We start from the raw sequence: 26,678 nt of genomic DNA, 5'->3' as shown, positions 1-26,678 counted from the left end.
AGTTCCGTGACCGCCGCCCTCGCCCCTGCCGTGCTCGACGCGGCGACCTGGCAGGCCCGCCGCCGGGCCCACGAGGAGCGGGCGGACGCCTGGCTGACGCCGCACCTGGCGCGGCGGCGTCGGGGTGAGCGGCATCCGGTGGCGGACTTCCTCTTCACCTACTACTCGCACCGGCCGGCCCAGCTACGCCGCTGGCATCCCGGCGCGGGGGTCGAGCTGCGCGACGCCGACCCGGCCGAGTTCGGCCGGGACTACCGCGCCACGTCCGCCGGGGTCACCCTCGACACCGAGGGGGTACGCGTCAGACGCGGCGATTCGATCGCGTGGATCCGTTCGCTGCTGGCGGCCACCGCGGGCCGGACGCCGCACTTCGGCTGCTTCGGGATGCACGAATGGGCGATGGTGTACCGGCAGACCCGCGAGGAGCTGCGCCACAACGCCTGGCCGCTGCGGCTGGACCCGGAGCGGACCGCCGCGGTCGTCGAGGAGCGCGGGGTGCGGTGCAGCCACTTCGACGCGTACCGGTTCTTCACCCCGCCGGCCCGGCCGTTGAACCTGCTCAACCCGACCCGCGAGACGCAGCACGCGAACGAGCAGCCGGGTTGCCTGCACGCCAACATGGATCTCTACAAGTGGGCGTACAAACTGTCGCCGCTGGTCCCGTCCGAGCTGGTGGCGGACTGTTTCGAGTTGGCCCGCGAGATCCGCACGCTGGACATGCGGGCCAGCCCGTACGACCTGGCGGCGCTGGGTCACCCGCCGGTGCGGGTGGAGACGCCGGAGGGTCGGGCCGAGTACGCGACGGCGCAGCGCGGGTTCGCCGACCGCGCGGCTGTGCTCCGCGACCGGCTGCTCGCCGCCATTCCCTAGCGGACGGGGTGTCAGCGCGGGCGGGCCCGCAGGCCGTCGAGGAGCAGCGCGACGACCGCGTCGAGATCGTCGTCGAGGCCCGGCTCGTCCCACTCCGGTCGGTGCGACGGGTGGTGGAAGCGGGCGGTGGCCTGGAGCAGCGCGCGGCCGGCCACCGCCGGGTCGGGCACGGTGAACTCGCCGGTGGCCACCCCGTCGGCGACGATCAGGCTGAGCTGACCGGCGAGGACCTCCAGGTGGTTGGCGACCGCCCCCTCGGAGAGCGTGGCGAGCTGGTGGAAGTTGTCGAACAGCTCCGGGTCCTCGCGGGCCATCCGCCGCTTGGTGCCACTCAGTTCGGCCAGCCACCGGCGCAGCCGCTCGGCGGCCGGCCCGGGGCCGGTGGCGACGTCGATCAACGGGGTCGACACCCGGGCCAGCCAGCGTTCGGCGACCGCCTCGCGCAGCGCGGCCTTGCTGGCGAAGTGCCGGTAGACGCTGCCGTGGCTGACGCTCAGCGCGCGGGCCACGTCGAGCACGGTGGCCTTCGCCGGGCCGTACCGGCGCAGCACCTCCTCGGCGGTGTCGAGGATGCGGTCAGCCGTCAGGGCGGTGGCGTCGCTCATCGTCCCAGCCTCCCTGACGCCGCCGCCGGTCGTGGCGCGACCCCCGGGGCGAGCGGTCGCGCCACGACGGGACGGTCATGCCCGCTCGCTGTCCAGCATCGCCATCTGTGCCTCGCCGTAGCGGCTGCCGGCGACCGCGTCGGAGGGTACGGCGGCCTCGATCGCGGCCAGGTCGGCCTCGGTCAGGGTGACCATCGCGGCGCCGAGCGCCTCGGTCAGCCGCTCCCGGCGGCGGGCGCCGATCAGCGGCACGATGGTCTCGCCCCGGGACAGCACCCAGGCGATGGCGATCTGCGCCACGGTGACGCCCCGCGCCTCGGCGACGGCGCGCAGCGCGTCCACCAGGGCGAGGTTGCGGTCCAGGTTCGCGCCCGTGAACCGGGGCAGGTCGGTGCGGAAGTCGTCGGCAGTGGTCTGGCGCTGCGGCGTCCAGTGGCCGCTGATCAGGCCCCGGGACAGCACCCCGTACGCGGTGATGCCGACGCCCAGCTCGCGGGCCGTGGGCAGGATCGCGGCCTCGGGGTCACGGGAGATCAACGAGTACTCGATCTGGAGGTCGGCGACGGGGTGCACGGCGTGTGCCCGGCGCAGCGTCTCGGCGCTCACCTCGGACAGGCCGATGTGCCGGATGTGGCCCGCCTTGACCAGGTCGGCCAGGGTGCCCATCACGTCCTCGACCGGCACGTCCGGCGCGAGCCGGGCCGGGCGGTAGATGTCGACGTGGTCGGTGCCGAGTCGGCGCAGCGTGTAGGCCAGGAAGTTCTTGATCGCGGCGGGTCGCAGGTCGTGGCCGATCCAGTTGCCGTCGACGTCGCGCAGGGCGCCGAACTTGACGCTGATCACCGCGTTGTCCCGGTTGCGGCCACGCAGGGCGTCGCGCAGCAGCATCTCGTTGTGGCCCATGCCGTAGAAGTCGCCGGTGTCGAGCAGGGTGATGCCGGCGTCCAGGGCGGCGTGGATGGTGGCGATGCTCTCGGCCTCGTCGGCGGGACCGTAGAGGTCGGACATGCCCATCAGGCCGAGCCCGAGGGCGGAGACGGTGGGGCCGTTGCTGCCGAGGGTGCGGGTGTCCATCGGTCTTCCTCTCACGTCGGGTTACCCGAGTGACAGTACACCGATCGACTGACAGATTCCATATTCTGTCACCCAGTAGCAGCGTGACACACGAGACATGGGATCCGTTCCGCTACTCGCCGTCGACGCGGCGGTCGCGCTTGCGCTGCGACTGGCGCTTCTTCTCGGCCAGCCGGCGCTCCTTGGCGCCCCGCGACGGCCTGGTCGCGCGACGGGGAGGCGGCGGTGGGGCGGCCGCCTCGCGCAGCAGCGCGGCCATCCGCTCGCGGGCCGCCTCCCGGTTGGCGAGCTGCGCCCGGTGCTCGCTGGCCGCGATCGTCAACACGCCGTCCACCAGGCGGTTGGCCAGACGCGCCAACGCCCGCGCCCGCAGCGACTCGGGCACGGCCGGGGAGTTCGCCAGGTCGTAGCTCAGCTCGACCCGGGAGTCGGCGGTGTTCACGCCCTGCCCGCCGGGGCCCGACGAACGGGAGAAGCGCTCCCGCAGCTCGCCGGCGGGGACGACCCACCGGTCGGTCACCCGCAGTCCGTCGTCCACGTCCCGAGGCTAGCCCGCCGGCGGTCGCACCGGGTCACCGGTGCGACGGCTCACCCCGCGTGGTGGACGAGGTGGGCGCCGGGCCGGCGGTCTCGTCGTCCGAACCCACCGCGGCGTACGCCACCGCGCCGAACAGCAGCAACCCCACCACCGCGGCCTTCACGGCCACCCCGCGGATCAGCAACCACGCGCCACGGCGAGCGCCGGGCACCGAGTTCTTCGCGGTCCGGTAATCGGTCCACCCGCGCCGTGCGCGGGCGTACGCCGACCCCACCGCCCATCCGATGACCAGGCCCACCAGCAGGAGGACCGGAAGAAGAGGACGCTCCACCTCAGCCAGTATCCAGACCGAGCGTCATATTTCCATGGTCCGATGACGTCCGGCCGGATATCCGACACTGGGGGCGGCCGGTGGGGCCGTTCGTGCTGCTCAGCCGCCCTTGCCGATGATCGTGTCGGCGGTCTGCTGGACCTGGTCGATGGGGATGGCGAAGCCGATTCCGATCGAACCGTTGCCGTCGATGGTGGCGATGGCGGTGTTCACCCCGACCACCTCGCCCCGGGCGTTGACCAACGGCCCGCCCGAGTTGCCGGGGTTGATGGACGCGTCGGTCTGCACCGCCCGATGCCGGTTGTTACCCAACCGCACCTGCCGGTCCAGCGCGCTGACGATGCCCGCGGTGACCGTCCCGGACAGGCCCAACGGTGAACCCACCGCGAGCACCGGCTCACCGACCCGGGTGGCGCCCGGCTTGGCCAGCGGCAACGGCGCCAGCCCGGCCGACGGTGGCACCTTCAGCACCGCCAGGTCACTGCGCGCCTCCCGGCCGACCACCTCGGCCTCGTACCGGCGGCCGTCGGGCAGCTCCACCGTCACCGGCCCGCCACCGCCCTTGGCCAGGATGTGGTCGTTGGTGACCAGGTGCTGCTGGTCGTCAATGGCGAAACCCGAGCCCGTCGCGGACCCGCCGTTCGCGCCGCCGGCGAGCACCGACACCACACCGGGCACGGTCCGTTCGGCGGCGGTGACCAGTTCCGCCGGCACCGGTGCGGCGGACGCGGCGGCGGGCCCGCCGGCCCCGTCCCGGCTGGCCACCACACCCCCGGCCAGCGCGCCCGAGACGGCGGAGACCGCCACGATCGCCAGCGCGGCGAGCAACCGACCGGGCCGCCGCCCGCCCGGGTCACGTCCCGACCCGGGCGTGTCCCACCACCCTCGCCCGTCCGGGTCGAGATCCGGCGAGATGAACCAGGGACCGCGCGGTTCGCCCAGTCCGGTCTGCACTGCCATGCGTACTCCTCACGGTCGACGTCGACGCTGCGGGTCAGGGCAGCCGGGAGAACCAGCGCATCGATCCGGCGGCGGCCCCCATCGCGAACACCAGTCCGAGGCCGATGAACCGCGCCGAGACGTCCTGGCGTTCGGTGCGGTAGCCGACCGAACTGCCGATGTCGTCGTAGACCGCGCGCAGTTCGTCGACGGTGCTGGCCTCGTGGAACATCCCGCCGGTCTCGTCGGCGACGGCCCGGAGCGTCTGCCCGTCGACCGGTACCTGGATCGGCCGTCCGCCCCGGTCCACGAACCCGGACGGGGTGCCGAAGGAGATCGCGTGCACCGGCACCTTGGCCTCGACGGCCTCCGCCGCCGCCTCCATCGGGTCCATTCCCGACGTGTTGGCCCCGTCCGAGAGCAGGATGATCCGGGCCGGCGGTGGTTCCTTCGCGGCCGCGCTGTCCAGGCTCTTCACCGCACCGAGCGAGGTGTTGATGGCCTCACCGATGGCGGTGCCCTGGACCCCGGTCACCCCCTCGGCCAGCCGACCGATGCCCTCGTCCAGGGCGTCCCGGTCGGTGCCCGGCGGCACCAGCACGGCGGCGCTGCCGGCGAACGCGACGAGCCCCACGTTGAACTCGTCGGGCAGGCCGTCGACGAACCGCCGGGCGGCCTGCTTCGCCGCCGCCAGCCGGTCCGGCTCGACGTCGGTGGCGAGCATCGAGGTGGACACGTCGACGGCCACCATCACGGTGGCGCGCTCGCGGGGTACCCGTACCTCGGCGGTGGGCCGGGCGAAGCCGACCACCAGCAGTGCCAGCATGGCCAGGAAGAGCCCGGCCGGTACGTGCCGCCGCCAGGCCGGTCGTTCGGGCGCCACCCGGTCGAGCAGCCGCAGGTTGGTGAAGCGGACGGCGTAGCGGGCGCGTCCACGCTGCACCACCAGGTACGCGACGACAAGCGCGAGCACGCCCACCAGCAGCCAGAGCCGCAGCGGGGACTCCCAGCTCACGCGGCACCTCCCCGGGCGGCCCCGGCCGGCGCGGCGGCCATCCGGCGCTGGGCGTGCACGTGCCGGACGATGTCCGCGCTGACGTCCCGGTCGGTCCGCAGCGCCAGGTGTGTCGCCGCGCTCCGGCGCAACGCCGCTCGGACCTGGTCCCGCTGGGCGGCGGCAGCCGCGGCGTAGCGCTCCCGCAGGCGACGGTCCGATGTGCACACCTCGCGGCGGCGGCCGGTCTCCGGGTCGACGAGCGTGATCAGGCCGACGTCGGGCAGTTCCAGCTCGCGCGGGTCGGTCACCTCGATCGCCAGCACCTGGTGGCGCGCGGACAGCCGGCGCAGGGTCCGCTCCCAGGGCGGCGGCTCGTCGGGATCGTCCGGCAGGCCGTCGAGGAAGTCGGAGACCACCACGACGAGTCCACGCTGGCGGGCCACCCGGTGCAGCGCGTCCAGCCCGTCGGCCAGCTCCGGGGCCGGCGTGGCCGACCGAGGCCCCGGCCGGTGGGTGGGCACGGTGGCTCGCGGTGCCGCCAGCAACGCCCGCAGCAGACCGAGCAGATGGGTACGCCCGCAGCGGGCCGGGAAGCGGCGCATCCCGTCGGCGCTCAGCACCTGCGCGCCCAACCGGTTGCCGACGCCGGCGGTCAGGAAGCCGACGGCCGCCACCGCGGACACCGCCAACTCCCGCTTGTCCAGCTCGGCGGTGCCGAACTCCATGCTGGCGCTGGAGTCGACGAGCAGCCAGGTGGTCAGTTCCCGGTCGGCGTCGACCTGACGGACGTGCGGCACGGCGGTCCGGGCGGTCACCGCCCAGTCCATCCGACGGACCTCGTCCTCCCCCGGCCGGTACTCCCGGCTGCCGGCGGGTTCGCTGCCCGGCCCGGGCAGCAGGCCACGGTACTGACCGTGCAGCAGACCGTCGAGTCGCCGGGTGACGGTCAGTTCGAGTCGGCGCAGCCGCGCATCGGGGGTCAGCTCGGCCAGGCCGGGGTGGGGCGGGGTGTCCACCGACGGACGGCCGGCGCGCCTCATGCCGCCGCCAGGTCGGCGGTCTGCTGGGGGTGCCCGGTGGCCACCCGGGGCGGTGGCACCGCCTCCACCAGCCGCCGGATGATGCTCTCGGCCGAGACCCCGTCGGCCACGGCGTCGAAGGAGAGCACCAGCCGGTGGGACAGGACGTCCACCGCCAACTCCCGGACGTCCTCGGGCAGCACGTACTCCCGCCCGCGCAACAGCGCCTGCGCCCGGGCGGCGGCGACCAGGCCCAGCGTGGCCCGGGGGCTGGCGCCGTACGCGAGCAGCGGCGCGATGTCGGCCAAGCCGAACCGGGCCGGGTCGCGGGTGGCGAGGATCAGCCGTACCACGTACTCGGCCAGGGCGTGGTGCACGAAGATCCGCTCGGCGAGCCCCTGGAGGTGTTGCAGTCGCTGCGGGTCGAGCACCTGGCGCGGGCTGGGCCGGTCGCTGCTCATCCGGTAGAGGATCGCCAGCTCGTCGGCGTCGCTGGGGTAGTCGACGACCACCTTCATGAGGAACCGGTCGCGCTGTGCCTCGGGAAGCTGGTAGACCCCCTCGGACTCGATGGGATTCTGGGTGGCCAGCACCAGGAACGGCGCCGGAACCGGCCAGCTGCGTCCTCCGATGGAGACCTGCCGTTCGGCCATCGCCTCCAGCAACGCCGACTGGACCTTGGCGGGCGCCCGGTTGATCTCGTCGGCCAGCACCAGGTTGGCCATGATCGGACCCAGCTCGATGTCGAAGGTCTCCTTCGAGGCCCGGTAGATCCGGGTGCCGACGATGTCGGAGGGGACCAGGTCCGGGGTGAACTGGATCCGGGAGAAGGTGCCGCCGACCACGGTGGCGAGGGTCTGCGCGGCGAGGGTCTTGGCCACGCCGGGCACGCCCTCCAGGAGGCAGTGCCCGTTGGCGAGCAGTGCGGTGAGCAGACGCTCGACGAGCCGATCCTGCCCGACGATCACGCGTTTGACCTCGAAGAGGGTCTGTTCCAGCTCAGCGCCGGTCGGCTCGGGATCGACCGGGGTGGGCATGCTGGCCAGGGTGTCCGAGATGTCCGTCACGGTGCTTGCTTCCCGGGCGGGACCCCCGACAAACGTCGGATTGTGCGGGCCGGACGGGGCCGGAGCGCCCGCATCGGGCACGGGCCGCGCGAAAGAGTGACGAGCCACGCGAGCCGGCCGCCCGGGGCCGAATCACCCCGGAGCGCCCAGAGCCCGACAACTTCCGGGCGCGAGCGCGGTCCGACCCCCGCGCGGGTGCGCGGGGGCCGGTCCTCGTCACCTCGCTCAGAAGGTGTGCGTGAGCAGCGTGAAGCCCAGGTCGGCCGGCGTTCCAGCCGAGTTGTAGGTCTGCACGAAGACCGCGTTCGGGGTGCTCAGCCGCGGGGCCACCGATACCTCGCCGGCGGGCGGCACGCAGCAGGAGTTGGCGCTCGAGATGGTCGCCAGGTAGGCGCCGGTCGAGACGTTCACGCCGAACTGCACCTCGTACTGGCCGGCGCCGTACTTGATGACGGTCCCGGTGCCCCGGACCTTGGTGCCGTTGGCGTTGACGACGGTGTAGTAGGTGGCCGTCGCCAGCGTGCTGGCGCCGCTGGCCTTCAGCGCGGCCTTGGCCGACCGTGCCGACTCGGCCGTGACCGGCGGTTGGTCGCCCACCCGCTTCGCCGCCGGCTGGACGGCCGCCTGCGGCGCCTTCGCCGACGGCTGGGCGACGGCGATGCCCCCACCCGCCAGGGTGAGAGCCGCGACCGCGAACCCGATCGCTGCCGCCTTGCGTCGGAAGGATGTACTCATGACAGGTCCCCCTTGTGTGACCGTGCGAATTCGGCCGACCCGCGGGGCGGGACGGATAACTGCCGACAATGGAAGAGGCGGTTGATTTTTTCGGTGAATTTCACCGGCTCTGAGCTGGGATTACTACTCAGAGTTGCGTCGTTTCAACCAGATGGAACGTAGCACCGCGCTAAGCCGCAGGTCAATAGTTGATCTCGCATTATCGAGCTGTCGACCAGCCGTCAGATAATTGTGAAAGATGAACGGAAAGCCATTCACGAAATTGTTCGGGCGGGACGCCGGTTAGGCTGACCAGCATGATCGTCACCGACGACCCGCCCGCGCCGACCCGCCGCCGGGCGACGCTCCGGACCGCCCTCTGCTGGGTGGTCGTCGGGCCCACGGCGGCCTGGGCGGTCGTCCGCCTGGCCGGGCTGGACCGGGGGCCACTGGTGCAGGCCCTCGCCTTCACCCCGTACGTCGCCGCCGCAAGCGTGCTCACCCTCGGGCTCAGCGTCGCCCTGCGGCGCTGGTGGCCGGCGGCGGTCGCGGCCCTGGCCACGGTGGCGCTGCTCGGCGTGGTCGCGCCCCGGGCGCTGGCCGCGCCGCAGCCGACGGCGACCGGCCCGACGATCCGGCTGCTCACCGCGAACCTGCTCGCCGGGTCCGCCGACGCATCGGCGCTCGTGGAACTGGTCCGGCGGCACCGGGTCGACGTGCTCACCGTGCAGGAGTTCACGCCCGACGCGCAGGCCGCGCTGGACCGACTCGGCCTCGACCGGCTGCTCCCCCACCGGCAGCTCAACGCGCAGGACGGCACGCCCGGCTCCGGGCTCTACTCGCGCTGGCCGATCATCGACGTCGGCATCCGGCACAACCGGGGCCAGGGCGGTTGGGGATTCACCCAGGCGTACGGCACGGTCGCGGTTCCCGGCGGGCCACCGGTCCGCGTCGAGTCGGCCCACCCCTCGGCACCGTCCGCGCTGGACCAGGTCGACGCCTGGCGTACCGACCTGACCGCCCAACCACCCGCCACGCCCGACGGTGAGCTGCGAATCCTCGCCGGGGACTTCAACGCCACTCTCGACCACGGTCCACTGCGGGCGCTGCTGCGCACCGGCTACGTCGACGCCGCCGACGCCACCGGAAAGGGGCTGACCGGCACCTGGGGCCCGTACGACGGCGACCTCATCCCCCCGGTCACCATCGACCACGTCCTCGTCGACCGCCGCATAGCCGTCGACAAGGTGCAGATACTCCCCCTACCAGGCAGCGACCACCGCCCGGTCCTGACCACCGCCCGTCTCCCCACCCCCTAACCCCGCCCCCAACCCCGCCCCCAACCCCGCCCTTAACCCCGCCGATCTTGCATTTTGTGTCGACGGTTTGCGGCTTTCGTCGCCTATGCCGCCACAGAAAGTGCAAGATCGGCGCGGGGTGGGGTGGGGGTCGGGGTGGGGTGGGGTGGGGTGGGGGTTAGACGGGGGTGGGGGCCAGGCCGTAGGTCAGGGCGTCTACCAGGGCGTGCCAGCTGGCTTCGACCACGTTGGGGTGGACACCTACCGTGGTCCAGTCGCGGCCGGTGCCGTTGGCCGTTTCCAGCAGGACCCGGGTCACCGCGCCGGTGCCGTGGCTGCCCTCCAGGATGCGCACCTTGTAGTCGGCCAGCTCGAAGTCGCGCAACTGCGGATAGTGCCTTGCCAGCCCCACCCGCAGCGCCTCGTCCAGCGCGTTGACCGGGCCGTTGCCCTCGGCCGTGGCGATGACCCGCTCGCCGCGTACCCGGATCTTCACGGTGGCCTCGGAGACGACCGCGCCGTCCTCACGGTGCTCCACCAGCACCCGGTACGACTCCAGGGTGAACGGCCGCGCCGGGCCGCCCTCGGGGAGTTCGGAGCGTACGAGCAGCTCGAACGACGCGTCGGCGGCCTCGAAGGACCAACCGCCGGCCTCCAGCTCCTTGACCCGCTTGGTGACCCGGGTCAGCGCCTCCGGACGGCCGGCCAGGTCCAGGCCGAGTTCCCGGCTCTTGAGTTCGACACTGGCCCGGCCGGCCATCTCGGTCACCAGGATCCGCATGTCGTTGCCCACCACCGACGGGTCCACGTGGTTGTAGAGCAACGGGTCGACCTTGATCGCGCTCGCGTGCAGCCCGGCTTTGTGGGCGAAGGCGGCGGCCCCGGCGTACGCCTGGTGGGTGTCGGGGGCGATGTTGGCGATCTCGGCGATGGCGTGCGAGACCCGCACCATCTGCGCCAGGCAGCCCTCCGGTAGGACGGGCATGCCGAGCTTGAGCTGAAGGTTGGCGACGACCGCGAAGATGTCGGCGTTGCCGGGGCGTTCGCCGTACCCGTTGGCGGTGCCCTGAACGTGGCGGACACCCGCCTCGACGGCGGCGATCGTGTTGGCGACCGCGCAGGAGGTGTCGTTCTGGGCGTGCATGCCGAACAGCGCGGCGTCGACGCCGAGCCGGTCGGTCAGGTCGTTGATCGCGGCGGTCACCTGGGACGGCAGCATGCCGCCGTTGGTGTCGCAGAGGACCATCCGCTCGGCGCCCGCGGCGAGCGCGGTCTGCACCACGGCGGCGCCGTACGCGGGGTCGTGGCGGTAGCCGTCGAAGAAGTGCTCACCGTCGACGAACACCCGGCGTCCCTCGGCGACCAGGTGGGTGACGGTGTCGTGGATCATCGCCAGGTTCTCCGCGCCGGTGGTGCGCAACGCGCGCTCCACATGACGGATGTCGGCCTTGGCGACCAGGGCCACCGCCGGGGTCTGCGCGTCCAGCAGGCCGCGCACCTGGGGGTCGTCGGCGACCGCGACACCGGCCTTGCGGGTGGCGCCGAACGCCACCAGCACGGCGTGGCGCAGGGTCAGCTCGGTACGGGCGCGACGGAAGAACTCGGTGTCCTTGGGCACGGCACCCGGCCAACCGCCCTCGATGAACCCGACGCCGAACTCGTCGAGCAGCCGGGCCACCGCCAGCTTGTCGACCACCGAGTAGGTGAGCCCCTCGCGCTGGGCGCCGTCTCGCAACGTGGTGTCGTAGACCTGGAACGTCATCAGGATCCTTTCTCGGAGCAACAAAAAGACCCCCCGCGGGATGCGGGAGGTCTGCGCGCTCGGCGGAGGGGAGAGCCGGCGCGCTAGGTCGCAATAATCAGGGCGGTGCTGGTCACGATCGCCACTCTGCCACCCACTCCCGCTTTTGGGAGAGACAATCCATATGGTGGGACATCCCGGCCCTGGCCGGCGAACGTAAGGAGCCTGACCCGTGGGACTGGACACCGTCCGGGCGGCCCTGCCCGGTTACGCCACGGACATCGCCCACAACCTCGACTCCACCATCGGCACGTCGACACTGACCCCGGCACAGACCTGGGGTACGGCCCTGGCCTGCGCGGTCGCCGCCCGCAACCCGCTGGTGCTGCGCGAGATCGCCGCCGAGGCCCTGGAGCATCTCGGGCCGGACGGCGTCGCGGCGGCCAAGGGCGCGGCGGCCGTCATGGCGATGACCAATATCTACTACCGGGCCACCCATCTGGTGGGCGACGAGGAGTACGCCTCGATGCCGGCCCGCCTCCGCATGCAGATCATCGCCCGACCGGGCGTGGACAAGGGCGACTTCAAGCTGTGGTGCCTCGGCGTCTCGGCGATCCACGGCTGCGAGATCTGCCTCCAGACGCAGGAGAAGGCGCTGCGCCGCCGTGGCTTCGAGCGCGAGCAGGTGCACGAGGCGTTGCGGATCGCGGCCGTCGTGCACGCGGCGGCGGTCACGCTGGACGCCGAGGCGGCCCTGGCCTGAGGGTCCGTCCCCCGGCCCGGGGCCGTGAGCACGGTGCTCGACGCGATCGACCCCCACCCCGACCTGCCGCCGCCTCCCGGGCGGTCGCCGTTTCCGAGGGCTCGCCGCCGGGTAGCCCGTCACGAGACACCGACACCGAAGCCGAGACGATCGGCGACAGTCAGGAGTGAACGGCATGGACAGGATCGACCCGCACGCCGCCCACGCCGGGCCGGACCCGCTGCGCGGCGGCGACCAGGGCGCGGTGCCCGGCGGAGCGCCGGCCGGCACGTTCGACCCGTGGCGCTACCGCGACACCGCGGCCGTGGCCGACGCCGACCTGGTCGGTTACAAGGTGGAGGCCACCGACGGCGGGGTCGGCAAGATCGACAGTGCCAGCCACGAGGTCGGCGGCAGCTACCTGGTCGTGGACACCGGGCCGTGGATCTTCGGCAAGAAGGTGATGCTGCCCGCCGGCACGGTCAACCAGGTCGACCACGACCAGCGCACCGTCTCCGTCGACCGCACCCGCGACCAGATCAAGGCCGCCCCGGAGTACGACGAGACCAGCCACAGCGACCCGGCGTACCGGGACCAGCTCGGCGGTTACTACGACGAGACGTACGGCGCGATCCCCCCGGGCACCGCGCGCTGACCGATCCGACCCGACGGCCGGTGGGACACGAGCCCGCCGGCCGTTACCGTGGGCACGTGGACGCCATCGACGACGAACGTCACATCACGCTGCCCGCGACCTTCAACTTCCGGGACGTCGGCGGCTACCTCGGCCACGACGGCCGCACCGTACGCCGTGGTCGCCTCTACCGCTCCGACTCCCTGCACCGGCTCGACGAGCAGGACCGGGCGGCGTTCGCGGCGATCGGCATCCGCACCGTCATCGACCTGCGCCGGCCCACCGAGGTGGAGCGCGACGGCCGGGTGCCGGCGTATCCGGGGCTGACCTACCGGCACATCCACCCGGAGCACGCGGACTGGTCGCTGACACCGCACGAGAAGGGCACCGACCTGGCCCGCTACCTCGCCGACCGCTACGCCGACCTGGCCCAGACCGGCACCGTCGGCCTGGGCGAGGCGATCGGGCTGATCGCCGACTCGGCGAACGCCCCGGCCGTCGTACACTGCGTGGCCGGCAAGGACCGTACCGGCATCGTGTGCGCCCTGACCCTCGCCGTGCTGGGCGTCGACGACGCCGACATCACCGCCGACTACGCCTTGAGCACCGAGGCATCGGCCCGGTTCAGCGCCTGGCTGGCCGCCAGCATGCCGGACGCCGCAGAGGTGCCGGCGCCGTTCCTGGCGTCGCCCGCCGAGGCCATGCAGATCTTCCTGGACGAGCTGCGCGCGGGGCACGGCTCGGTCGAGGCGTACCTGCGGCATGCCGGGGTGACCGACGAACAGCTCGCGGCCCTGCGCGACCACCTGCTCGACGACGGTCAGGTCGGCTGACCGGCCCGTCGGGACGGGCCGGTCAGCCGAGCGACGTCAGAGGACCTGCCGGACCCAACCGTGTGGGTCGGCGGCCTTGCCGCGCTGGATGTCGACCAACTGCTGGCGCAGCGACATGGTGACCCGGCCGGGCTCGCCGCCACCGATCAGGAACTCGCCGTCGGGGAAGCGCACCCCGCCGATCGGGGTGATCACCGCGGCGGTGCCGCAGGCGAAGACCTCGCGGAGCCGGCCGCTGGCCGCGTCGGCCTGCCAGTCGGCGAACGAGACCGGCCGCTCCTGCACCCGGTGCCCGGCCTTGTCGGCCAGCGTCATGACCGCGTCCCGGGTGATGCCGGGCAGGATCGTGCCGTTCAACGGCGGGGTGACCACCGTGTCGTCGTCGTAGACGAAGAAGACGTTCATGCCGCCGAGTTCTTCGACGTAGCGGCGCTCCACCGCGTCGAGGAAGACCACCTGGTCACAGCCGGCGTCGATGGCCTCGGCCTGGGCCGCCAGCGACGCCGCGTAGTTGCCACCGCACTTGGCCGCGCCGGTGCCGCCGGGCGCCGCCCGGGTGTAGTCCGGGGAGACCCAGATCGTGACCGGCTTGACGCCACCGGTGAAGTACGCGCCGGCCGGCGAGGCGATCACCAGGTAGAGGTATTCGTTGGCCGGACGGACGCCGAGGAAGACCTCGCTGGCGAACATGAACGGCCGCAGGTAGAGGCTGCCGTCCTCGCCGGTCGGGATCCAGTCCCGGTCGATCTCGATGAGCTTGTGCAGCGAGTCGACGAACACCTCGGGCGGCAACGCCGGCATCGCCATCCGCTGCGCCGACTCGACGAAGCGGGCGGCGTTGGCGTCCGGCCGGAACATCGTCACGCCACCGTCGGCCGTCCGGTACGCCTTGAGCCCTTCGAAGATCTCCTGCGCGTAGTGCAGCACCGCGCTGGCCGGGTCCATCGGGATCGGCCCCCGCGCCTCCACCCGGGCGTCGTACCAGCCCTTGCCTTCCGCGTAGCGGATGGTGACCATGTGGTCGGTGAAGACTCGGCCGAACCCCGGGTTGGCCAGCAGGGCGGCCCGGTCGGCGGCGGATACCGGCGCGGGATTCGGACGGATCTCGAAGTCGAGCTTGTCACCACCGCTCATCGCGCTGACCTCCCTGCGGGACAACGGCGTGCGGGACCGCACGCCGACATGGCTGTGCCAGAAACTTACCCCGAACGGTCGTTCAGAAGGTAGCGCCGCTCGGGACCGGGTGGACTGCCCGGACAGGCGGAATCCGCCCCGGCCGTGAACCGGCCGGGACGGTCAGGCTACGGCGTGGGCGGCGAGCCGGTCGCCGACCTCGGCCGTGCGCAGCGTCGTACCCGGGGTACGGCCGGCCAGCTCGGCGGCGACCGCCGCGTTGACCCGGGCCGCCTCCTCGACGTGCCCGAGCTGCTCCAGCAGCAGCGCCACCGAGAGGACCGCGGCCACCGGGTCGGCGACGCCCTGCCCGGCGATGTCCGGCGCCGAGCCGTGCACCGGCTCGAACATCGAGGGGTACGCGCCCTCGGGGTTGATGCAGCCGCTCGCGGCCAGCCCGATGCCGCCGGTGACGGCGGCGGCGATGTCGGTGAGGATGTCGCCGAACAGGTTGTCGGTGACCACCACGTCGTAGCGCTGCGGCTGGGTCACCAGGAACATCGCGGCAGCGTCGACGTGCTGGTACTCCGTGGTGACGTCCGGGTGCTCGGCGGCGACCGCCGCGAAGGCACGTGACCACAGCGACCCGGCGTGGGTCAGCACGTTGGTCTTGTGCACCAGCGTGACCTTGCGCCGCTCCCGACGACCGGCCCGCGCGAACGCGTCGCGGATCACCCGCTCCACGCCGTGCCGGGTGTTCAGGCTCTCCTCCGTGGCGACCTCGGCGGGCGTGTCACGGTGCAGCGTCCCGCCCGCGCCGGCGTACAGCCCCTCGGTGCCCTCGCGGACCACCACCAGGTCGACCTCGCCGGGCTTCACGTTGCCCAGCGGACCGGCGACGCCGGGCCAGAGCCGCGAGGGGCGCAGGTTGACGTACTGGTCGAAGGCGAACCGGAGCTTGAGCAGCAGGCCACGCTCCAGGACCCCCGGCGGCACCGTGGGGTCACCCACCGCGCCGAGCAGGATCGCGTCGTGCCCGGCCAGCTCGGTCAGCACCGAGTCGGGCAGGACCTCTCCGGTACGGTGCCAGCGGGCGGCGCCGAGGTCGTACTCGGTGGCCTGCACACCGGGGAGCACCGCGTCGAGGACCTTGCGGGCCTGCGCGACCACCTCGGGCCCGATGCCGTCCCCGGCCACCACCGCGATCCGCGCCACGCCCGCTCTCCCCACGCTCGACTGCCCTGTCCGGCAACGGTACGTCGCCGTCCCGCCCCCCGGTACGATGCTTCCACCATTCGGGACAGGCGAATGCACAGCACCCTCTCAGCTGGGACTCATGTAGCGATCATGTGCGCTGCCTACGGTGGGGGGCAGCGGGTCAGGGGGGCCCGCGAGCAGTGGTCGTGACGACGCGACGTCAACGGCGAGGGGGGCAGACGCCATGCGCATCGACGAGCAGCCACGGACCCGCTGGCCAGATCTGTCGACGTTCCGGCACCGCAGGCCCGACCTCCGCCTCGGCAGCCGCCGTCGTCGGTTCGACCCCACCGGCGCCGCCCAGGGTCGCATCGCCGTGCAGCACACCGTACGCACCGCCACGGCGGAGTACACGCTGCTGCTCAACGCGTCCGAGCGACTCGGTCGTCGGGGCGTCGGCGAGGCACTGCGGGACGCCGTCGCCGAACTGCGCGCCGTTGACCTGACGTACGGACCGAACCGCCCGGAGAGCCTGGTCTCCCGGTTGCGTCGGGACGAGGTCAGCCCCGAGTCGTACCCCCCGCTGGCCGACCTGGTGGACCGCTGCGCGGCGATGCGCGCCGCCACCGACGGCTGGTTCGACGCCTGGGCGGTGCCCGGCGGCTTCGACCCGGGCGGGCTGCTGGGCGGCTGGGCCGTCGAGCGCGCCGCCAGCCGGCTACGCGCCGCGGGCGTGCACGACTACGCCGTCCTCACCGGTGCCGACCTGGTGGTCCGGGGCCGCGCGCCGCACGGCGGACCGTGGCGGGTGGCGATCCACCACCCGACGGCGCCGGACCGTGCGCCGCTGGTGCTGGAGATGACCTCCGGCGCGGTCGGCACGTCCGGCGTGTCCGGGCGGCAGGGGCACGTGGTCGACCCGCACACCGGTGAGCCGGCCAACCACCTCGTCGCCGCGACCGTCGTCGGCCCGGACCTGACCGTCGCCGACGCGTACGCCACCGCGCTGTACGCCGCCGGCCCCACCGGGCTGGCCTGGTTCCGGGGTGGCTCGGAGTACCGGGCGCTCTTCGCCCACCGACGCTGACCGCCGCGACAACTCCGGACGCTAGCGACCCGTGCTGGGGTCCGGCACCGTGACCCGCGCCGGGGTCCGCGCCCCGAAGACGGTGGCGACCAGATCGCTGACCGTGTGCACCCCGACGTCGATGCCCTTGCCGGGTGGTAGCTGGTACATCACGGCGACGACGTAGCGCTGGTCGTCACCGGCGAAGCCCACCGTGTTGGTGACCCAGTGCTCGCCGCCCGGATCCGGCTCGATCGACCAGCCGTCCTTGGTGCCGGGTCGCTGGTCCGCCCCCGCCGCCCAGACACCCCAGCGTTGGATCGAGCCGACCGACCGCATCGCGCGGACCAGGTAGGCACGGTCGGCCGGGTCGAGGTCGTCCAGCACGTACGACATCAACCGTTGCAGGTCGTCCGCCGTGCACTTGAGGTGCCCCCAGAAGCGCGAGTATCCGGCCACGGTGGTCAGCCCGGTCATCCCGTAGCGCTGCCGGAAGCGGTTGAGCTGCTGGTCACGGCCGTAGCGATTCCACAGGGCGGTGGCCGCGTCGTCGGAGGAGAAGTTCAACATGTCGGCGATCTGTCGACGCGCGGTGGCGTCGAGGGTGATCTCGCCGGCACGGGACCGCTCCAGCAGCCCGACGGCCATCGCGAGCTTGATGGTCGAGGCCGTCCAGATCGGGTGGTCGGTGGTCCCCGCCCGCCAGAGTTCGCCGGTGCGCCGGTCCCGTACCAGGATCCCGAGGACTCCCGGTCTGCCCTTGAGCAGGGCGGCGGTCGCCGCGAAGCGTCGGCGTTGCGCCTCGTCGGCGCTGACCGTGCCGGCTTGCCGGCCGCCGGCCGGACCCAACCCGCTCGTCGATCGCGGTTCGGTGGCACCGGTGGACAGCGCAGAGCCCTCGCGCGTCGTCGGACCGGTCGAACAGCCGGCCGTCACCAGCACCGCCGTCAGGGCCGCGAGGAGCAGGCTCGGCCGCACCCGTCGACCGCCCTGCCGGGTGTCGCCGTCGCCGCGCCGAGTGCCTGTCACGGCGGCCGATCATAGCCGCCCGGCCGGCCGTGGAGTCACAGGTGAGAGCTGCGTCGAGCATCCGTCGCCACCAGGATTGCGATCGGCCCCCACCGCCTCGGCAACGGCTGTGGGGGCCGATCAGCGACGAGTGCGCGTGGCTCGCACAATCGAGGGGTGCGGACCGGTCGGGCCGGACGTCGGCCGCGCCACCCGAAGACGGGCCGGCGCCACGGCCTGGCGGCCAGTAACCGCAGTCGTACGCTAGCGAATCGACGCAACTCGACGCAAGAGTCTCCACAGCGGACTCCTTCGGACGCCACCGCAGTAGCTCCGCGGTTGGCCTGCGGCGAGGCAGTTTCGACATGGTGAACGACGGATGGCACGCTGTCCGCCGTGAGTTTCGATCTGAGTGTGTGGGCCCTGGAGGACGGGGCGACGCCCGAGGACGTGCGGGCAGCGGTCGAGGGTTGCCGGCAGGGGCGGCACGTGGACCGATACCCGGACCCGCGCGTCGTCGGCTTCTACCGGGCGATCACCGCGTCCTATCCGGACCGTCACCCCGGCCCGGACAGCCCCTGGGCGGTCGCGCCGCTGCACGCCGCGCACGATCACGTCGAGCTGAACCTGCACCCGACCTGCCCGGACCAGGTGCTGCTGGACATCGAGCGGCTGGCCGGCGAGCACGGGTTGATGCTCTTCGACCCCCAGGACGGCTCGGTCTACCCGCCCCCGGCCCGGCTGCCGAACTGACCATTCCCGGGGCGGAACACCTCCCGGCGTACGACGAAGGGGCCCGGCGCTGTCGCCGGGCCCCCCGTGGTGCTGCCGTCCGTGCCGCCACCGCCGGTCGGGCGGCGGCCGCCGACTACTCGTCGCGCAGATCCGCCGCGCTGGCCGCGGTCGCGCCGATCGAGTCGGCCGCCGAGGTCAGCAGGTCGGCGCCGAGCGCCTGGTCGACGGTGAGGGTCATCAGCGTCTCGCCGCCCGCCTCGCGCCGGGCCACCTGCATCGCGGCGATGTTGATACCCGACTCGCCGAGCAGCGTACCGACCGTGCCGACGACGCCCGGGCGGTCGGCGTACCGCAGGAACAGCAGGATGCCCTCGGCCCCGATCTCCACGTCGAAACCGTCCACCTCAGTCAGTCGCGGAACGTCCCGGCCGCCCGAGTGGGTGACCGTCCCGGAGACGCTGACCGCCCGGCCGTCCGGCAGAGCGCCGCGCACCGTGACCAGCAGGGGCTGGTCGGCCGTCTCGACCTGACTGTCCAGAGTGACCTCGACGCCGCGCTCGGCGGCCAGGTGCGGGGCGTTGACGTAGGTGACCTGCTCCTCGACCACCGAGCTGAACAGGCCCTTCGTCGCGGCCAGCTTGAGCACCGACACGTCGTGGCCGACGACCTCGCCGCGCACCTCGACGGTGACGCTGGCCGCGACCCCGCCGGCGAGGGCGGTGAAGGCCCGGCCCAGCTTCTCGGCCAGCGGCAGCAGCGGGCGGACGTCCTCGGCGACCACGCCGCCGGCCTGGACGTTGACCGCGTCCGGCACGAACTCGCCCTGCAACGCCAGCTTCACGCTCTTGGCGACCGCCAGCCCGGCCTTGTCCTGCGCCTCGTGCGTCGAAGCGCCCAGGTGCGGGGTGGCCACCACGTTGTCGAAGGCGAACAGCGGCGAGGAGGTGCAGGGCTCCTTGGAGTACACGTCGACGCCGGCGCCGGCCACCCGCCCCTCGGCGATGGCGTCGGCGAGCGCCTGCTCGTCGACCAGGCCGCCGCGGGCCGCGTTCACGATGCGGACGCCGGGCTTGACGAGCGCCAGCTCCTTCTCGCCGATCAGACCGACCGTCTCCGGGGTCTTCGGCAGGTGGATCGAGATGAAGTCGCTCTCGCGCAGCAGCTCCTCCAGCCCGACCAGGCGTACGCCGAGCTGCGCCGCACGAGCCGGCTGGATGTACGGGTCGTACGCGATCAGCCGGGTGCCGAACGCGGCGATCCGCTGCGCGAAGAGCACCCCGATGCGGCCGAGCCCGACCACGCCGACGGTCTTGCCCTGCACCTCGACGCCCGTGTACTTGGACCGCTTCCACTCGCCCGCCTTGAGCGCCGCGCTGGCGCTGGCGGTGTTGCGGGCGACGGCGAGCAGCAGTGCGACGGCCTGCTCGGCGGCGGAGACGATGTTCGAGGTGGGCGCGTTGACGACCATCACACCCCGCGCGGTGGCTGCCGGCACCTCGACGTTGTCGAGCCCGACACCCGCGCGGGCGACCACCTTGAGTCGCGGAGCGGCGGCGATCGCCTCGGCGTCGATCTGGGTCGCGCTTCGCACGATGACGGCGTCGGCCTCGGAGAGCGCCGAGAGCAGGGCCGGACGGTCGGTGCCGTCGACGTGACGGACGTCGAAGTCGTGGGCGAGCACCTCGATGGCGGCGGGGGCGAGTTCTTCGGCGATCAGTACGACAGGATTCATCGGTCCTCGTAGAGGTCGTGTTTGCGATCGGCGCGGGTGGCGGGGCGCCGCACTGCACCCCGTGCTGATCCGTGCCGTGGCCGTCAGGTGCCGGCGCAGCGCACCTACCCGCGATCGTAGGGGCCGCGCTGGCCGGCGTGTTCCGGTCTACGGGGTGAGTGCCCTCACAGCCCGGTCATCGACCGTTCACCACCCCGAAATGCGCGGCACCCCGCCCCCACCGCCGCGATCTTGCACTTTCTGCTGCGACCTAAGGGGCCAACCCCCACAAATCGCCATCCGAAAGTGCAAGATCGGCGAGGGGTGGGGCGGGGCACGGGGCACGAGCACGGCCCCGGGCGCGCGCTGGGGAGGGAGAGCGCGCGACCGGGGGCCGCGGGACCGGGTTTTCGGGGTGGGTCAGGCGGTCTCGGTGATCGGGCGGTCGACCCAGCTCATCATGCCGCGCAGCTTCTTACCGGTCTCCTCGATCGGGTGCGCCGCACCCTCGGCCTGCCACTTGGCGAAGTTGGGCCGGCCGGCCTCGTCCTCGGCGACCCACTCGCGGGCGAACTCGCCGGACTGGATCTCGCCGAGGATCTTGCGCATCTCCTCCTTGACCCGGGAGTCGATGATGCGCGAGCCCCGGGAGAGGTCGCCGTACTCGGCGGTGTCGGAGATGCTGTACCGCATCTTGGCGATGCCGCCCTCGTACATCAGGTCGACGATCAGCTTCAGCTCGTGCAGGCACTCGAAGTAGGCGACCTCCGGGGCGTAGCCGGCCTCGGTGAGCACCTCGAAACCGGTCTGCACCAGCGCGGAGGCGCCGCCGCAGAGCACCGCCTGCTCGCCGAAGAGGTCGGTCTCGGTCTCCTCGGTGAAGGTGGTCTTGATCGCGCCGGCCCGGGTGCCGCCGATCCCCTTGGCGTACGCGAGGGCGAGGGCGAACGCGGTGCCGGTGGCGTCCTGCTCGACGGCCACCAGACAGGGCACGCCCTTGCCGTCGACGTACTGGCGACGCACCAGGTGGCCGGGGCCCTTGGGGGCGACCATGGCGACGTCCACCTCGGCCGGCGGCTTGATCAGGCCGTACCGGATGTTGAAGCCGTGGCCGAAGAAGATCGCCTTGCCGGGAGCCAGGTGCGGCTCGATGGACTCGGCGTAGATCTTGCGCTGGGCGGTGTCCGGCGCAAGCACCATGATCACGTCCGCCTCGGCCGAGGCCTCGGCCGGCGTGAGCACCCGAAGGCCCTGCTCCTCGGCCTTGGGACGGCTCTTCGAGCCCTCCGGCAGACCGATCACCACGTCGACGCCGGAGTCACGCAGCGACAGCGCGTGGGCGTGACCCTGGCTGCCGTAGCCGATCACCGCGACCTTCTTGGCCTGGATCAGGCCGAGGTCGGCATCGTCGTCGTAGTACACCTCAACGCTCATGAGAACTTCCCTTTCGTACGACGGCCTGAGTGCCCGTCGTGGTCTGTGCGGATGGGTCAGGCGGCCCGCAGCGCGGGACCGGCGGTGATCGAGCGCGAGCCGCGCCCGATGGCCACCAGCCCGGACTGGACCATTTCCTTGATGCCGAAGGGCTCGAGGTCGCGCAGCAGCGCGTCGAGCTTGTCCGGCGTGCCGGTGGCCTCGACGGTGAGCGTGTCCGGTGCGACGTCCACCACCCGGGCGCGGAACAGGTTGACGGTCTCCAGCACCTGGGACCGGGCGGCCCGGTCGGCGCGGACCTTCACCAGCAGCAACTCCCGGGCGACCGAGACCTGCGGATCCAGCTCAACGATCTTGAGTACGTTGACCAGCTTGTTGAGCTGCTTGGTGACCTGCTCCAGCGGGGACGAGTCCGCGTTGACCACGATGGTGATCCGGGAGACGTCCGGGTTCTCGGTCTCGCCGACGGCCAGGCTGTCGATGTTGAACCCGCGTCGGGAGAAGAGGCCGGAGACCCGGGCCAGTACGCCCGGCTTGTTCTCCACGAGCACGGACAGAGTGTGCATAGTCATGATCAGATGTCATCCTCGTCGAAGACCGGGCGGACGCCGCGGGCGAACATGATCTCGTCGTTACTGGTGCCGGCGGCGACCATCGGCCAGACCATGGCGTCCTTGCCGACCACGAAGTCGATCACCACTGGGGCGTCGTTGATCTCCATGGCGGCGGCGATGGTCTTGTCCACGTCCTCGGCGGTCTCGCAGCGCAGCCCGACGCAGCCCAGCGCCTCGGCGAGCTTGACGAAGTCGGGGATGCGGTGCTTGTGGGTGCCCAGCTCGGTGTTGGAGTAACGCTCGTTGTAGAAGAGCGTCTGCCACTGCCGGACCATGCCGAGGTTGCCGTTGTTGATCACGGCGATCTTGACCGGGATGCCCTCAAGCGCGCAGGTCGCCAGCTCCTGGTTGGTCATCTGGAAGCAACCGTCACCGTCGATCGCCCAGACCACCGCGTCCGGCTTGCCGACCTTCGCGCCCATCGCCGCCGGCACCGCGTAACCCATGGTGCCGAGGCCGCCGGAGTTCAACCAGGTGTACGGCTTGTCGTAGGAGATGAACTGGGACGCCCACATCTGGTGCTGCCCGACCCCGGCCACGAAGATCGTGTCGGAGCCGACAATCTCCCCCAGCCGCTTGATCACGTACTGCGGGGAGAGCGTGCCGTCGGACGGCTCGTCGTAGCCCAACGGGTAACGGTTGCGCAGGTCGTCGAGCTGGGACCACCAGTCACCCAGGTCGGTGACCCGTCCCGCCGCCCGCTCGACGGTGACCGCCGCGATCAACTCGTCGATGACGTGCTTGGCGTCACCGACGATCGGGACGTCCGCGTGCCGGTTCTTGCCGATCTCGGCGGGATCGATGTCGGCGTGCACCACCGCCGCGTCCGGAGCGAACGAGTCGAGCTTGCCGGTGACCCGGTCGTCGAACCGCGCGCCCAGCGCGACGATCAGATCGGCCTTCTGCAGGCCGTACACGGCGGCGACGGTGCCGTGCATGCCGGGCATGCCCAGGTGCTGCGGGTGCGAGTCGGGGAACGCGCCGAGCGCCATCAGCGTGGTGATGACCGGGATGCCGGTCAGTTCGGCGAGCCGACGCAGCCCCTCGGTGGCGCCGGCCTTGAGCACCCCGCCACCCACGTAGAGCACCGGCCGCCGGGCGCCGGCCAGCAACCGGGCCGCCTCGCGGATCTGCTTGCCGTGCGGGTGCAGGGTGGGCCGGTAGCCGGGCAGGTCCAGCGTGGGCGGCCAGGTGAAGGTGGTCGACGCCTGGAGCACGTCCTTGGGGATGTCGACCAGCACCGGGCCGGGCCGGCCGGTGCTGGCCAGGTGGAACGCCTCGGCCAGCACCTGCGGGATCTCCTCGGCGGTCTGCACGAGGAAGTTGTGCTTGGTGATCGGCAGCGTGATGCCCTGGATGTCCGCCTCCTGGAAGGCATCGGTGCCGATCGACGGGCGGGCCACCTGGCCGGTGATCGCCACCATCGGGACCGAGTCCATGTACGCGTCGGCGATCGGCGTCACCAGGTTGGTCGCGCCCGGCCCGGAGGTCGCCATGCAGACGCCGACCTTGCCGGTGGCCTGCGCGTACCCGGTCGCCGCGTGGCCGGCGCCCTGCTCGTGGCGGACCAGGATGTGCCGGACGGCGGAGTCGTAGAGCGGGTCGTACGCCGGCAGGATCGCGCCGCCCGGGATGCCGAAGACGACGTCGACGCCGAGCGCCTCGAGGGACCGCACCAGCGAACCGGCGCCGGAGACCTGGGCCGGGGCGGGTGTCCGTACGGCCGGGGCTGCCGGCGTGGCGGCGGCGCGGGCGGGGTCGGCGGCGCCGGCCGGGTCGGCGGTCGCGCGGGCCCGGCGGGCGGTGTGGGCGAGGGTCTCGGGCGTTGGTCTCGTCATGGTGGTTCTGGCCTTCGGCTGGAGTGGCTGGGGCTTGTTCAGCGATGCGACGTGGGCGTGGGCCCGTCGCGACAGGTTCCGACGGCAATAAAAACGGCCCTCGTGCAGATGCACGGGGCCAGCGCACTCTCAACGGAGGAGAGTGCGCTCAGATAAGTACTCGCAGCGACCGGTACGACGACATGCGGCTAAGCCTGACGCATCTCACGCGATGAGTCAACTGATCCCACATGTTGGTTAACGGATGGCGGCGCGTCGGCCGACGCCGCGCCGCTGACCGGCGGCATGACCTGCCCGGACCCGCCGGTCGCCCGACGCTGCGCGGGCGCCGGACCGGGTCGGGCGCCCGGCGAGGTGGCCGCCTCGAGCATCGCCTCCAGGTGCTCGGCGGGCACCCCCCAGCCGAACAGCGCCCCCTGGCCGAACCGGCAACCGGCGGCGACCACCGCGGCCAACTCCGTCGGCGTGGTGACGCCCTCGGCGATGACCTCCATACCCAACTGGTGGCCCAGCCGCATGACGATGTCGACCATGGGCGCGAACGCCGGACCGTCCTGGCCCACCGGACGGACCGGCTCGTGCTCGGCCACCAGGCTGTGGTCGATCTTCAGGATGTCGATGGGGAGCCGGCGTAGCTGCCCCAGCGACGAGTACCCGGCGCCGAAGTCGTCGAGCGCGATCCGGACGCCGGTCAGCCGCAGCGCGGTCAGCCGCCGGATCAGCTCGTCCAGGTCGGTGGCGACCGCGTGCTCGGTGACCTCCAGCACCAGCCGCTGCGGCGGTACGTGGTGGGCGCGCAGCGCCTCGGCGACCTGGACCACGTACTCCGGGGCGTGCAGCTCGCGCGGCGAGACGTTCACCGAGACCCAGACGTCGTGCCCGTCGGCCAGCCAGCGGGAGAGCTGGTAGCAGGCCTGGTGCAGCACCCAGGCGCCGAGCGTGGAGATCATCCCGCACTCCTCGGCGAGCGGGATGAACTCGTCCGGACGGACGTTGCCCAGCTCGTGGTGGTGCCAGCGGAGCAACGCCTCGGCGCCGACCGGCCGTACCGACGGCAGCGACGCCACCGGCTGGAAGGCCAACCGCAGCTCGTCGCGGTCGATCGCGCCCCGCAGCTCGTGCTCCACCGTCGTACGGCGACGCAGCAGCTGGTCGTACGCCGCGTCGTAGCGCTCGATCCGGTTCTTGCCGCGTTGCTTGGCGTAGCGCAGCGCCAGGTCGGCGTGGCGCAGCAGCAACTCCACGTCCGGCTCGGTGGTCCAGCCGGCCACGCCGATGCTCACGGACAGGAAGACCGGGCCCTCCGGCTGGTCGTACGGGCGGTTCAGCACCCCGAGCAGGCGCTCGGCCACCCGGTCCGCCTCGGCGGGCCGGGCCGGCATGAGCACGGCGAACTCGTCGCCGCCGAGCCGCGCCGCCACGTCGCCCGGACGCAGGTTGCCGCGCAGCCGCCGGCCCACCTCGGCCAGCACGGCGTCACCCACGTCGTGCCCACGCATGTCGTTGACGTTCTTGAAGCCGTCCAGGTCCAGCCCGAGCAGGACACACGGCGTGCCCGCCGCCGCGCCGTCGTGCAACGCCCGCAGCAGCCCGCGCCGGTTCGCCAACGACGTCAACGGGTCGGTGTGCGCCAGCTCACGGAAGTGCGCCTCGCGCTCGGCCAGCCGGCCGGCGTAGTCGCGGACGTCCTTGAGGGTGAGGTACTGCCGGGCCACCAGGGCGAAGCCCTCCACGCTGCCGGCGAGGATGCCCGGGGCGGTGAAGCGGCCGTCCTGGAGCAGGTGGTACATCGCCGAGGCGGCCATCGCCAACATCGGGGCGAGGGCGTACTCGCCGTCCCGACCGACGAGGTCCAGCGCGATCTCGCCCGGCTGGTCGGCCCGGCGCACCTCGAGCGCGACGGTCAGCAGCCCGGCGGCGAGCAGCGCGGCCCCGGTGAGCGCCATGGTCGGCCCGGCCTGGCAGAGCCCCGCGCTGAGGCCCAGCCCGCCGCAGCTCACCGCCGTGCTGCCGGTCGCGAGCACGGCCAGCCGCCGACGCGGCGCGGCGGCCCGGAACACGACGATCACGGCGAGGCCGGCGCCGAGCGCGGCGCTCACCGTCGTGACCAGGATCGCCGGGCAGGCCATCGGGGTGGCGGCGCCGAGCAGCCGGGTCGGCTCGGAGAAGAGCACCCAGCCGACGAACCACAACGCCGCCGCCACGGTGACGCCGTCCAGCGCGAGCCGGGCGGTCCCCGCAGCGGTGGCGGCGACCCCCGGCAGCCGGAGCAGCCCGGCCGCAAAGGCCAGCCCGGCCACCGCCATACCGACCGCCACGGCGGTCGCCCATCCGGTCCGCTGCCCCTGCTGGTGAGCCCAGTGGTCGCTCGCCGACAGCACCGCCGCCACCCCGGCCAGCAGGCTGACGAGGGACACCCCGGCGGCCGCGGCGAGCAGCAGGTGCGCCGGTCGACGCGGCCCGGTCCGCCGCCGGGCGGCCACGGTCAGCAGCGCGGTGGCCACAGCCGCGACCAGCCCGCTCAGCGCCGCGACGGCGACCATGCCCGGGGGGAGATGCA

25 protein-coding genes are annotated in these 26,678 nt (G+C 72.6%); 7 read left to right on the top strand and 18 right to left on the bottom strand.

Features of this window, described 5'->3' with window-relative positions; translation table 11 throughout:
* Positions 1-6 precede the first annotated feature (6 nt).
* Entirely contained in the window at positions 7-870 is an 864-nt protein-coding gene (locus ACN263_RS05355) for a 3-methyladenine DNA glycosylase (protein WP_422738721.1), read from the top strand.
* Positions 871-881: 11 nt separating this feature from the next.
* On the opposite strand, the gene ACN263_RS05350 is transcribed toward ACN263_RS05355, so the two are convergent.
* The 9 genes from ACN263_RS05350 to ACN263_RS05310 all read right to left on the bottom strand — a co-directional run bounded on the left by ACN263_RS05350 (position 882) and on the right by ACN263_RS05310 (position 8,175).
* Positions 882-1,475 (bottom strand): TetR family transcriptional regulator, encoded by a 594-nt coding sequence (locus tag ACN263_RS05350; RefSeq protein ID WP_422738720.1) that lies wholly within the window; start codon positions 1,473-1,475, stop codon positions 882-884.
* Positions 1,476-1,550: 75 nt separating this feature from the next.
* Complete coding sequence (locus tag ACN263_RS05345; RefSeq protein ID WP_422738719.1) at positions 1,551-2,549, bottom strand: aldo/keto reductase; 999 nt, start codon at positions 2,547-2,549, stop codon at positions 1,551-1,553.
* A 112-nt stretch (positions 2,550-2,661) separates the two neighbouring features.
* Entirely contained in the window at positions 2,662-3,087 is a 426-nt protein-coding gene (gene arfB / locus ACN263_RS05340; RefSeq protein ID WP_357131213.1) for an alternative ribosome rescue aminoacyl-tRNA hydrolase ArfB, read from the bottom strand.
* A gap of 34 nt (positions 3,088-3,121) precedes the next feature.
* Positions 3,122-3,418 (bottom strand): hypothetical protein, encoded by a 297-nt coding sequence (locus ACN263_RS05335; RefSeq protein WP_422738718.1) that lies wholly within the window; start codon positions 3,416-3,418, stop codon positions 3,122-3,124.
* Between the two features lie 99 nt (positions 3,419-3,517).
* Complete coding sequence (locus ACN263_RS05330; RefSeq protein WP_422738717.1) at positions 3,518-4,378, bottom strand: S1C family serine protease; 861 nt, start codon at positions 4,376-4,378, stop codon at positions 3,518-3,520.
* 34 nt (positions 4,379-4,412) lie between these two features.
* The gene (locus tag ACN263_RS05325) at positions 4,413-5,372 is read right to left on the bottom strand and encodes a VWA domain-containing protein (RefSeq protein WP_422738716.1); all 960 of its coding nucleotides are present in this window, start codon (positions 5,370-5,372) and stop codon (positions 4,413-4,415) included.
* Complete coding sequence (locus ACN263_RS05320) at positions 5,369-6,394, bottom strand: DUF58 domain-containing protein (RefSeq protein ID WP_422738715.1); 1,026 nt, start codon at positions 6,392-6,394, stop codon at positions 5,369-5,371. Before ACN263_RS05320 ends, ACN263_RS05325 begins: the two co-directional genes overlap by 4 nt.
* Positions 6,391-7,440: an AAA family ATPase gene (locus ACN263_RS05315; protein ID WP_422738714.1), complete on the bottom strand. Its 1,050-nt coding sequence runs from the start codon at positions 7,438-7,440 to the stop codon at positions 6,391-6,393. Before ACN263_RS05315 ends, ACN263_RS05320 begins: the two co-directional genes overlap by 4 nt.
* A gap of 225 nt (positions 7,441-7,665) precedes the next feature.
* Positions 7,666-8,175 carry a hypothetical protein gene (locus ACN263_RS05310; RefSeq protein ID WP_422738713.1) on the bottom strand — a complete coding sequence of 170 codons (510 nt, stop codon included), beginning with the start codon at positions 8,173-8,175 and terminating at the stop codon, positions 7,666-7,668.
* Positions 8,176-8,471: 296 nt separating this feature from the next.
* Here ACN263_RS05310 and ACN263_RS05305 point away from each other — a divergent pair, with 296 nt between their 5' ends.
* Positions 8,472-9,473: an endonuclease/exonuclease/phosphatase family protein gene (locus ACN263_RS05305; RefSeq protein WP_422738712.1), complete on the top strand. Its 1,002-nt coding sequence runs from the start codon at positions 8,472-8,474 to the stop codon at positions 9,471-9,473.
* Positions 9,474-9,630: 157 nt separating this feature from the next.
* Here the strand turns inward: ACN263_RS05305 and cimA are convergent, their stop codons facing one another.
* On the bottom strand, positions 9,631-11,214 hold the full coding sequence (cimA, locus tag ACN263_RS05300; RefSeq protein WP_422738711.1) for a citramalate synthase: 1,584 nt from the start codon (positions 11,212-11,214) through the stop codon (positions 9,631-9,633).
* Between the two features lie 211 nt (positions 11,215-11,425).
* On the opposite strand from cimA, the gene ACN263_RS05295 reads away from it, so the two are divergent.
* The 3 genes from ACN263_RS05295 (at position 11,426) to ACN263_RS05285 (ending at position 13,402) form a co-directional block, all read left to right on the top strand.
* Positions 11,426-11,956 carry a carboxymuconolactone decarboxylase family protein gene (locus ACN263_RS05295; RefSeq protein ID WP_422738710.1) on the top strand — a complete coding sequence of 177 codons (531 nt, stop codon included), beginning with the start codon at positions 11,426-11,428 and terminating at the stop codon, positions 11,954-11,956.
* 175 nt (positions 11,957-12,131) lie between these two features.
* Positions 12,132-12,590 (top strand): PRC-barrel domain containing protein, encoded by a 459-nt coding sequence (locus tag ACN263_RS05290; protein WP_422738709.1) that lies wholly within the window; start codon positions 12,132-12,134, stop codon positions 12,588-12,590.
* A 56-nt stretch (positions 12,591-12,646) separates the two neighbouring features.
* Complete coding sequence (locus tag ACN263_RS05285; RefSeq protein ID WP_422738708.1) at positions 12,647-13,402, top strand: tyrosine-protein phosphatase; 756 nt, start codon at positions 12,647-12,649, stop codon at positions 13,400-13,402.
* Positions 13,403-13,438: 36 nt separating this feature from the next.
* Here ACN263_RS05285 and ACN263_RS05280 read toward each other — a convergent pair whose 3' ends face one another.
* The gene (locus ACN263_RS05280; RefSeq protein ID WP_422738707.1) at positions 13,439-14,536 is read right to left on the bottom strand and encodes a branched-chain amino acid aminotransferase; all 1,098 of its coding nucleotides are present in this window, start codon (positions 14,534-14,536) and stop codon (positions 13,439-13,441) included.
* A gap of 162 nt (positions 14,537-14,698) precedes the next feature.
* On the bottom strand, positions 14,699-15,730 hold the full coding sequence (locus ACN263_RS05275) for a 3-isopropylmalate dehydrogenase (RefSeq protein WP_422738706.1): 1,032 nt from the start codon (positions 15,728-15,730) through the stop codon (positions 14,699-14,701).
* A gap of 226 nt (positions 15,731-15,956) precedes the next feature.
* Here ACN263_RS05275 and ACN263_RS05270 point away from each other — a divergent pair, with 226 nt between their 5' ends.
* On the top strand, positions 15,957-16,799 hold the full coding sequence (locus ACN263_RS05270; RefSeq protein WP_422738705.1) for an FAD:protein FMN transferase: 843 nt from the start codon (positions 15,957-15,959) through the stop codon (positions 16,797-16,799).
* A 21-nt stretch (positions 16,800-16,820) separates the two neighbouring features.
* On the opposite strand, the gene ACN263_RS05265 is transcribed toward ACN263_RS05270, so the two are convergent.
* Positions 16,821-17,807 (bottom strand): hypothetical protein, encoded by a 987-nt coding sequence (locus ACN263_RS05265; RefSeq protein ID WP_422738704.1) that lies wholly within the window; start codon positions 17,805-17,807, stop codon positions 16,821-16,823.
* Between the two features lie 375 nt (positions 17,808-18,182).
* On the opposite strand from ACN263_RS05265, the gene ACN263_RS05260 reads away from it, so the two are divergent.
* Positions 18,183-18,539, top strand: a complete 357-nt coding sequence (locus tag ACN263_RS05260) for a hypothetical protein (RefSeq protein WP_355052173.1) — start codon at positions 18,183-18,185, stop codon at positions 18,537-18,539.
* Positions 18,540-18,654: 115 nt separating this feature from the next.
* On the opposite strand, the gene serA is transcribed toward ACN263_RS05260, so the two are convergent.
* The 5 genes from serA to ACN263_RS05235 all read right to left on the bottom strand — a co-directional run bounded on the left by serA (position 18,655) and on the right by ACN263_RS05235 (position 26,661).
* Positions 18,655-20,253, bottom strand: coding sequence for a phosphoglycerate dehydrogenase (gene serA, locus ACN263_RS05255; protein ID WP_422738703.1), 1,599 nt, complete (start codon positions 20,251-20,253; stop codon positions 18,655-18,657).
* Between the two features lie 399 nt (positions 20,254-20,652).
* Positions 20,653-21,666 carry a ketol-acid reductoisomerase gene (gene ilvC, locus ACN263_RS05250; RefSeq protein ID WP_422738702.1) on the bottom strand — a complete coding sequence of 338 codons (1,014 nt, stop codon included), beginning with the start codon at positions 21,664-21,666 and terminating at the stop codon, positions 20,653-20,655.
* 56 nt (positions 21,667-21,722) lie between these two features.
* On the bottom strand, positions 21,723-22,238 hold the full coding sequence (gene ilvN / locus ACN263_RS05245) for an acetolactate synthase small subunit (RefSeq protein ID WP_422738701.1): 516 nt from the start codon (positions 22,236-22,238) through the stop codon (positions 21,723-21,725).
* A gap of 2 nt (positions 22,239-22,240) precedes the next feature.
* A complete protein-coding gene (locus ACN263_RS05240; protein ID WP_422738700.1) occupies positions 22,241-24,118 on the bottom strand; it encodes an acetolactate synthase large subunit in 1,878 nt (625 codons plus the stop codon).
* Positions 24,119-24,306: 188 nt separating this feature from the next.
* Positions 24,307-26,661 (bottom strand): putative bifunctional diguanylate cyclase/phosphodiesterase, encoded by a 2,355-nt coding sequence (locus ACN263_RS05235; protein WP_422740601.1) that lies wholly within the window; start codon positions 26,659-26,661, stop codon positions 24,307-24,309.
* Positions 26,662-26,678 lie beyond the last annotated feature (17 nt).

Source organism: Micromonospora sp. WMMD729 (genome assembly GCF_049315225.1).
GTDB lineage: Bacteria > Actinomycetota > Actinomycetes > Mycobacteriales > Micromonosporaceae > Micromonospora.
This window is presented reverse-complemented; position numbering and strand designations above follow the sequence as displayed.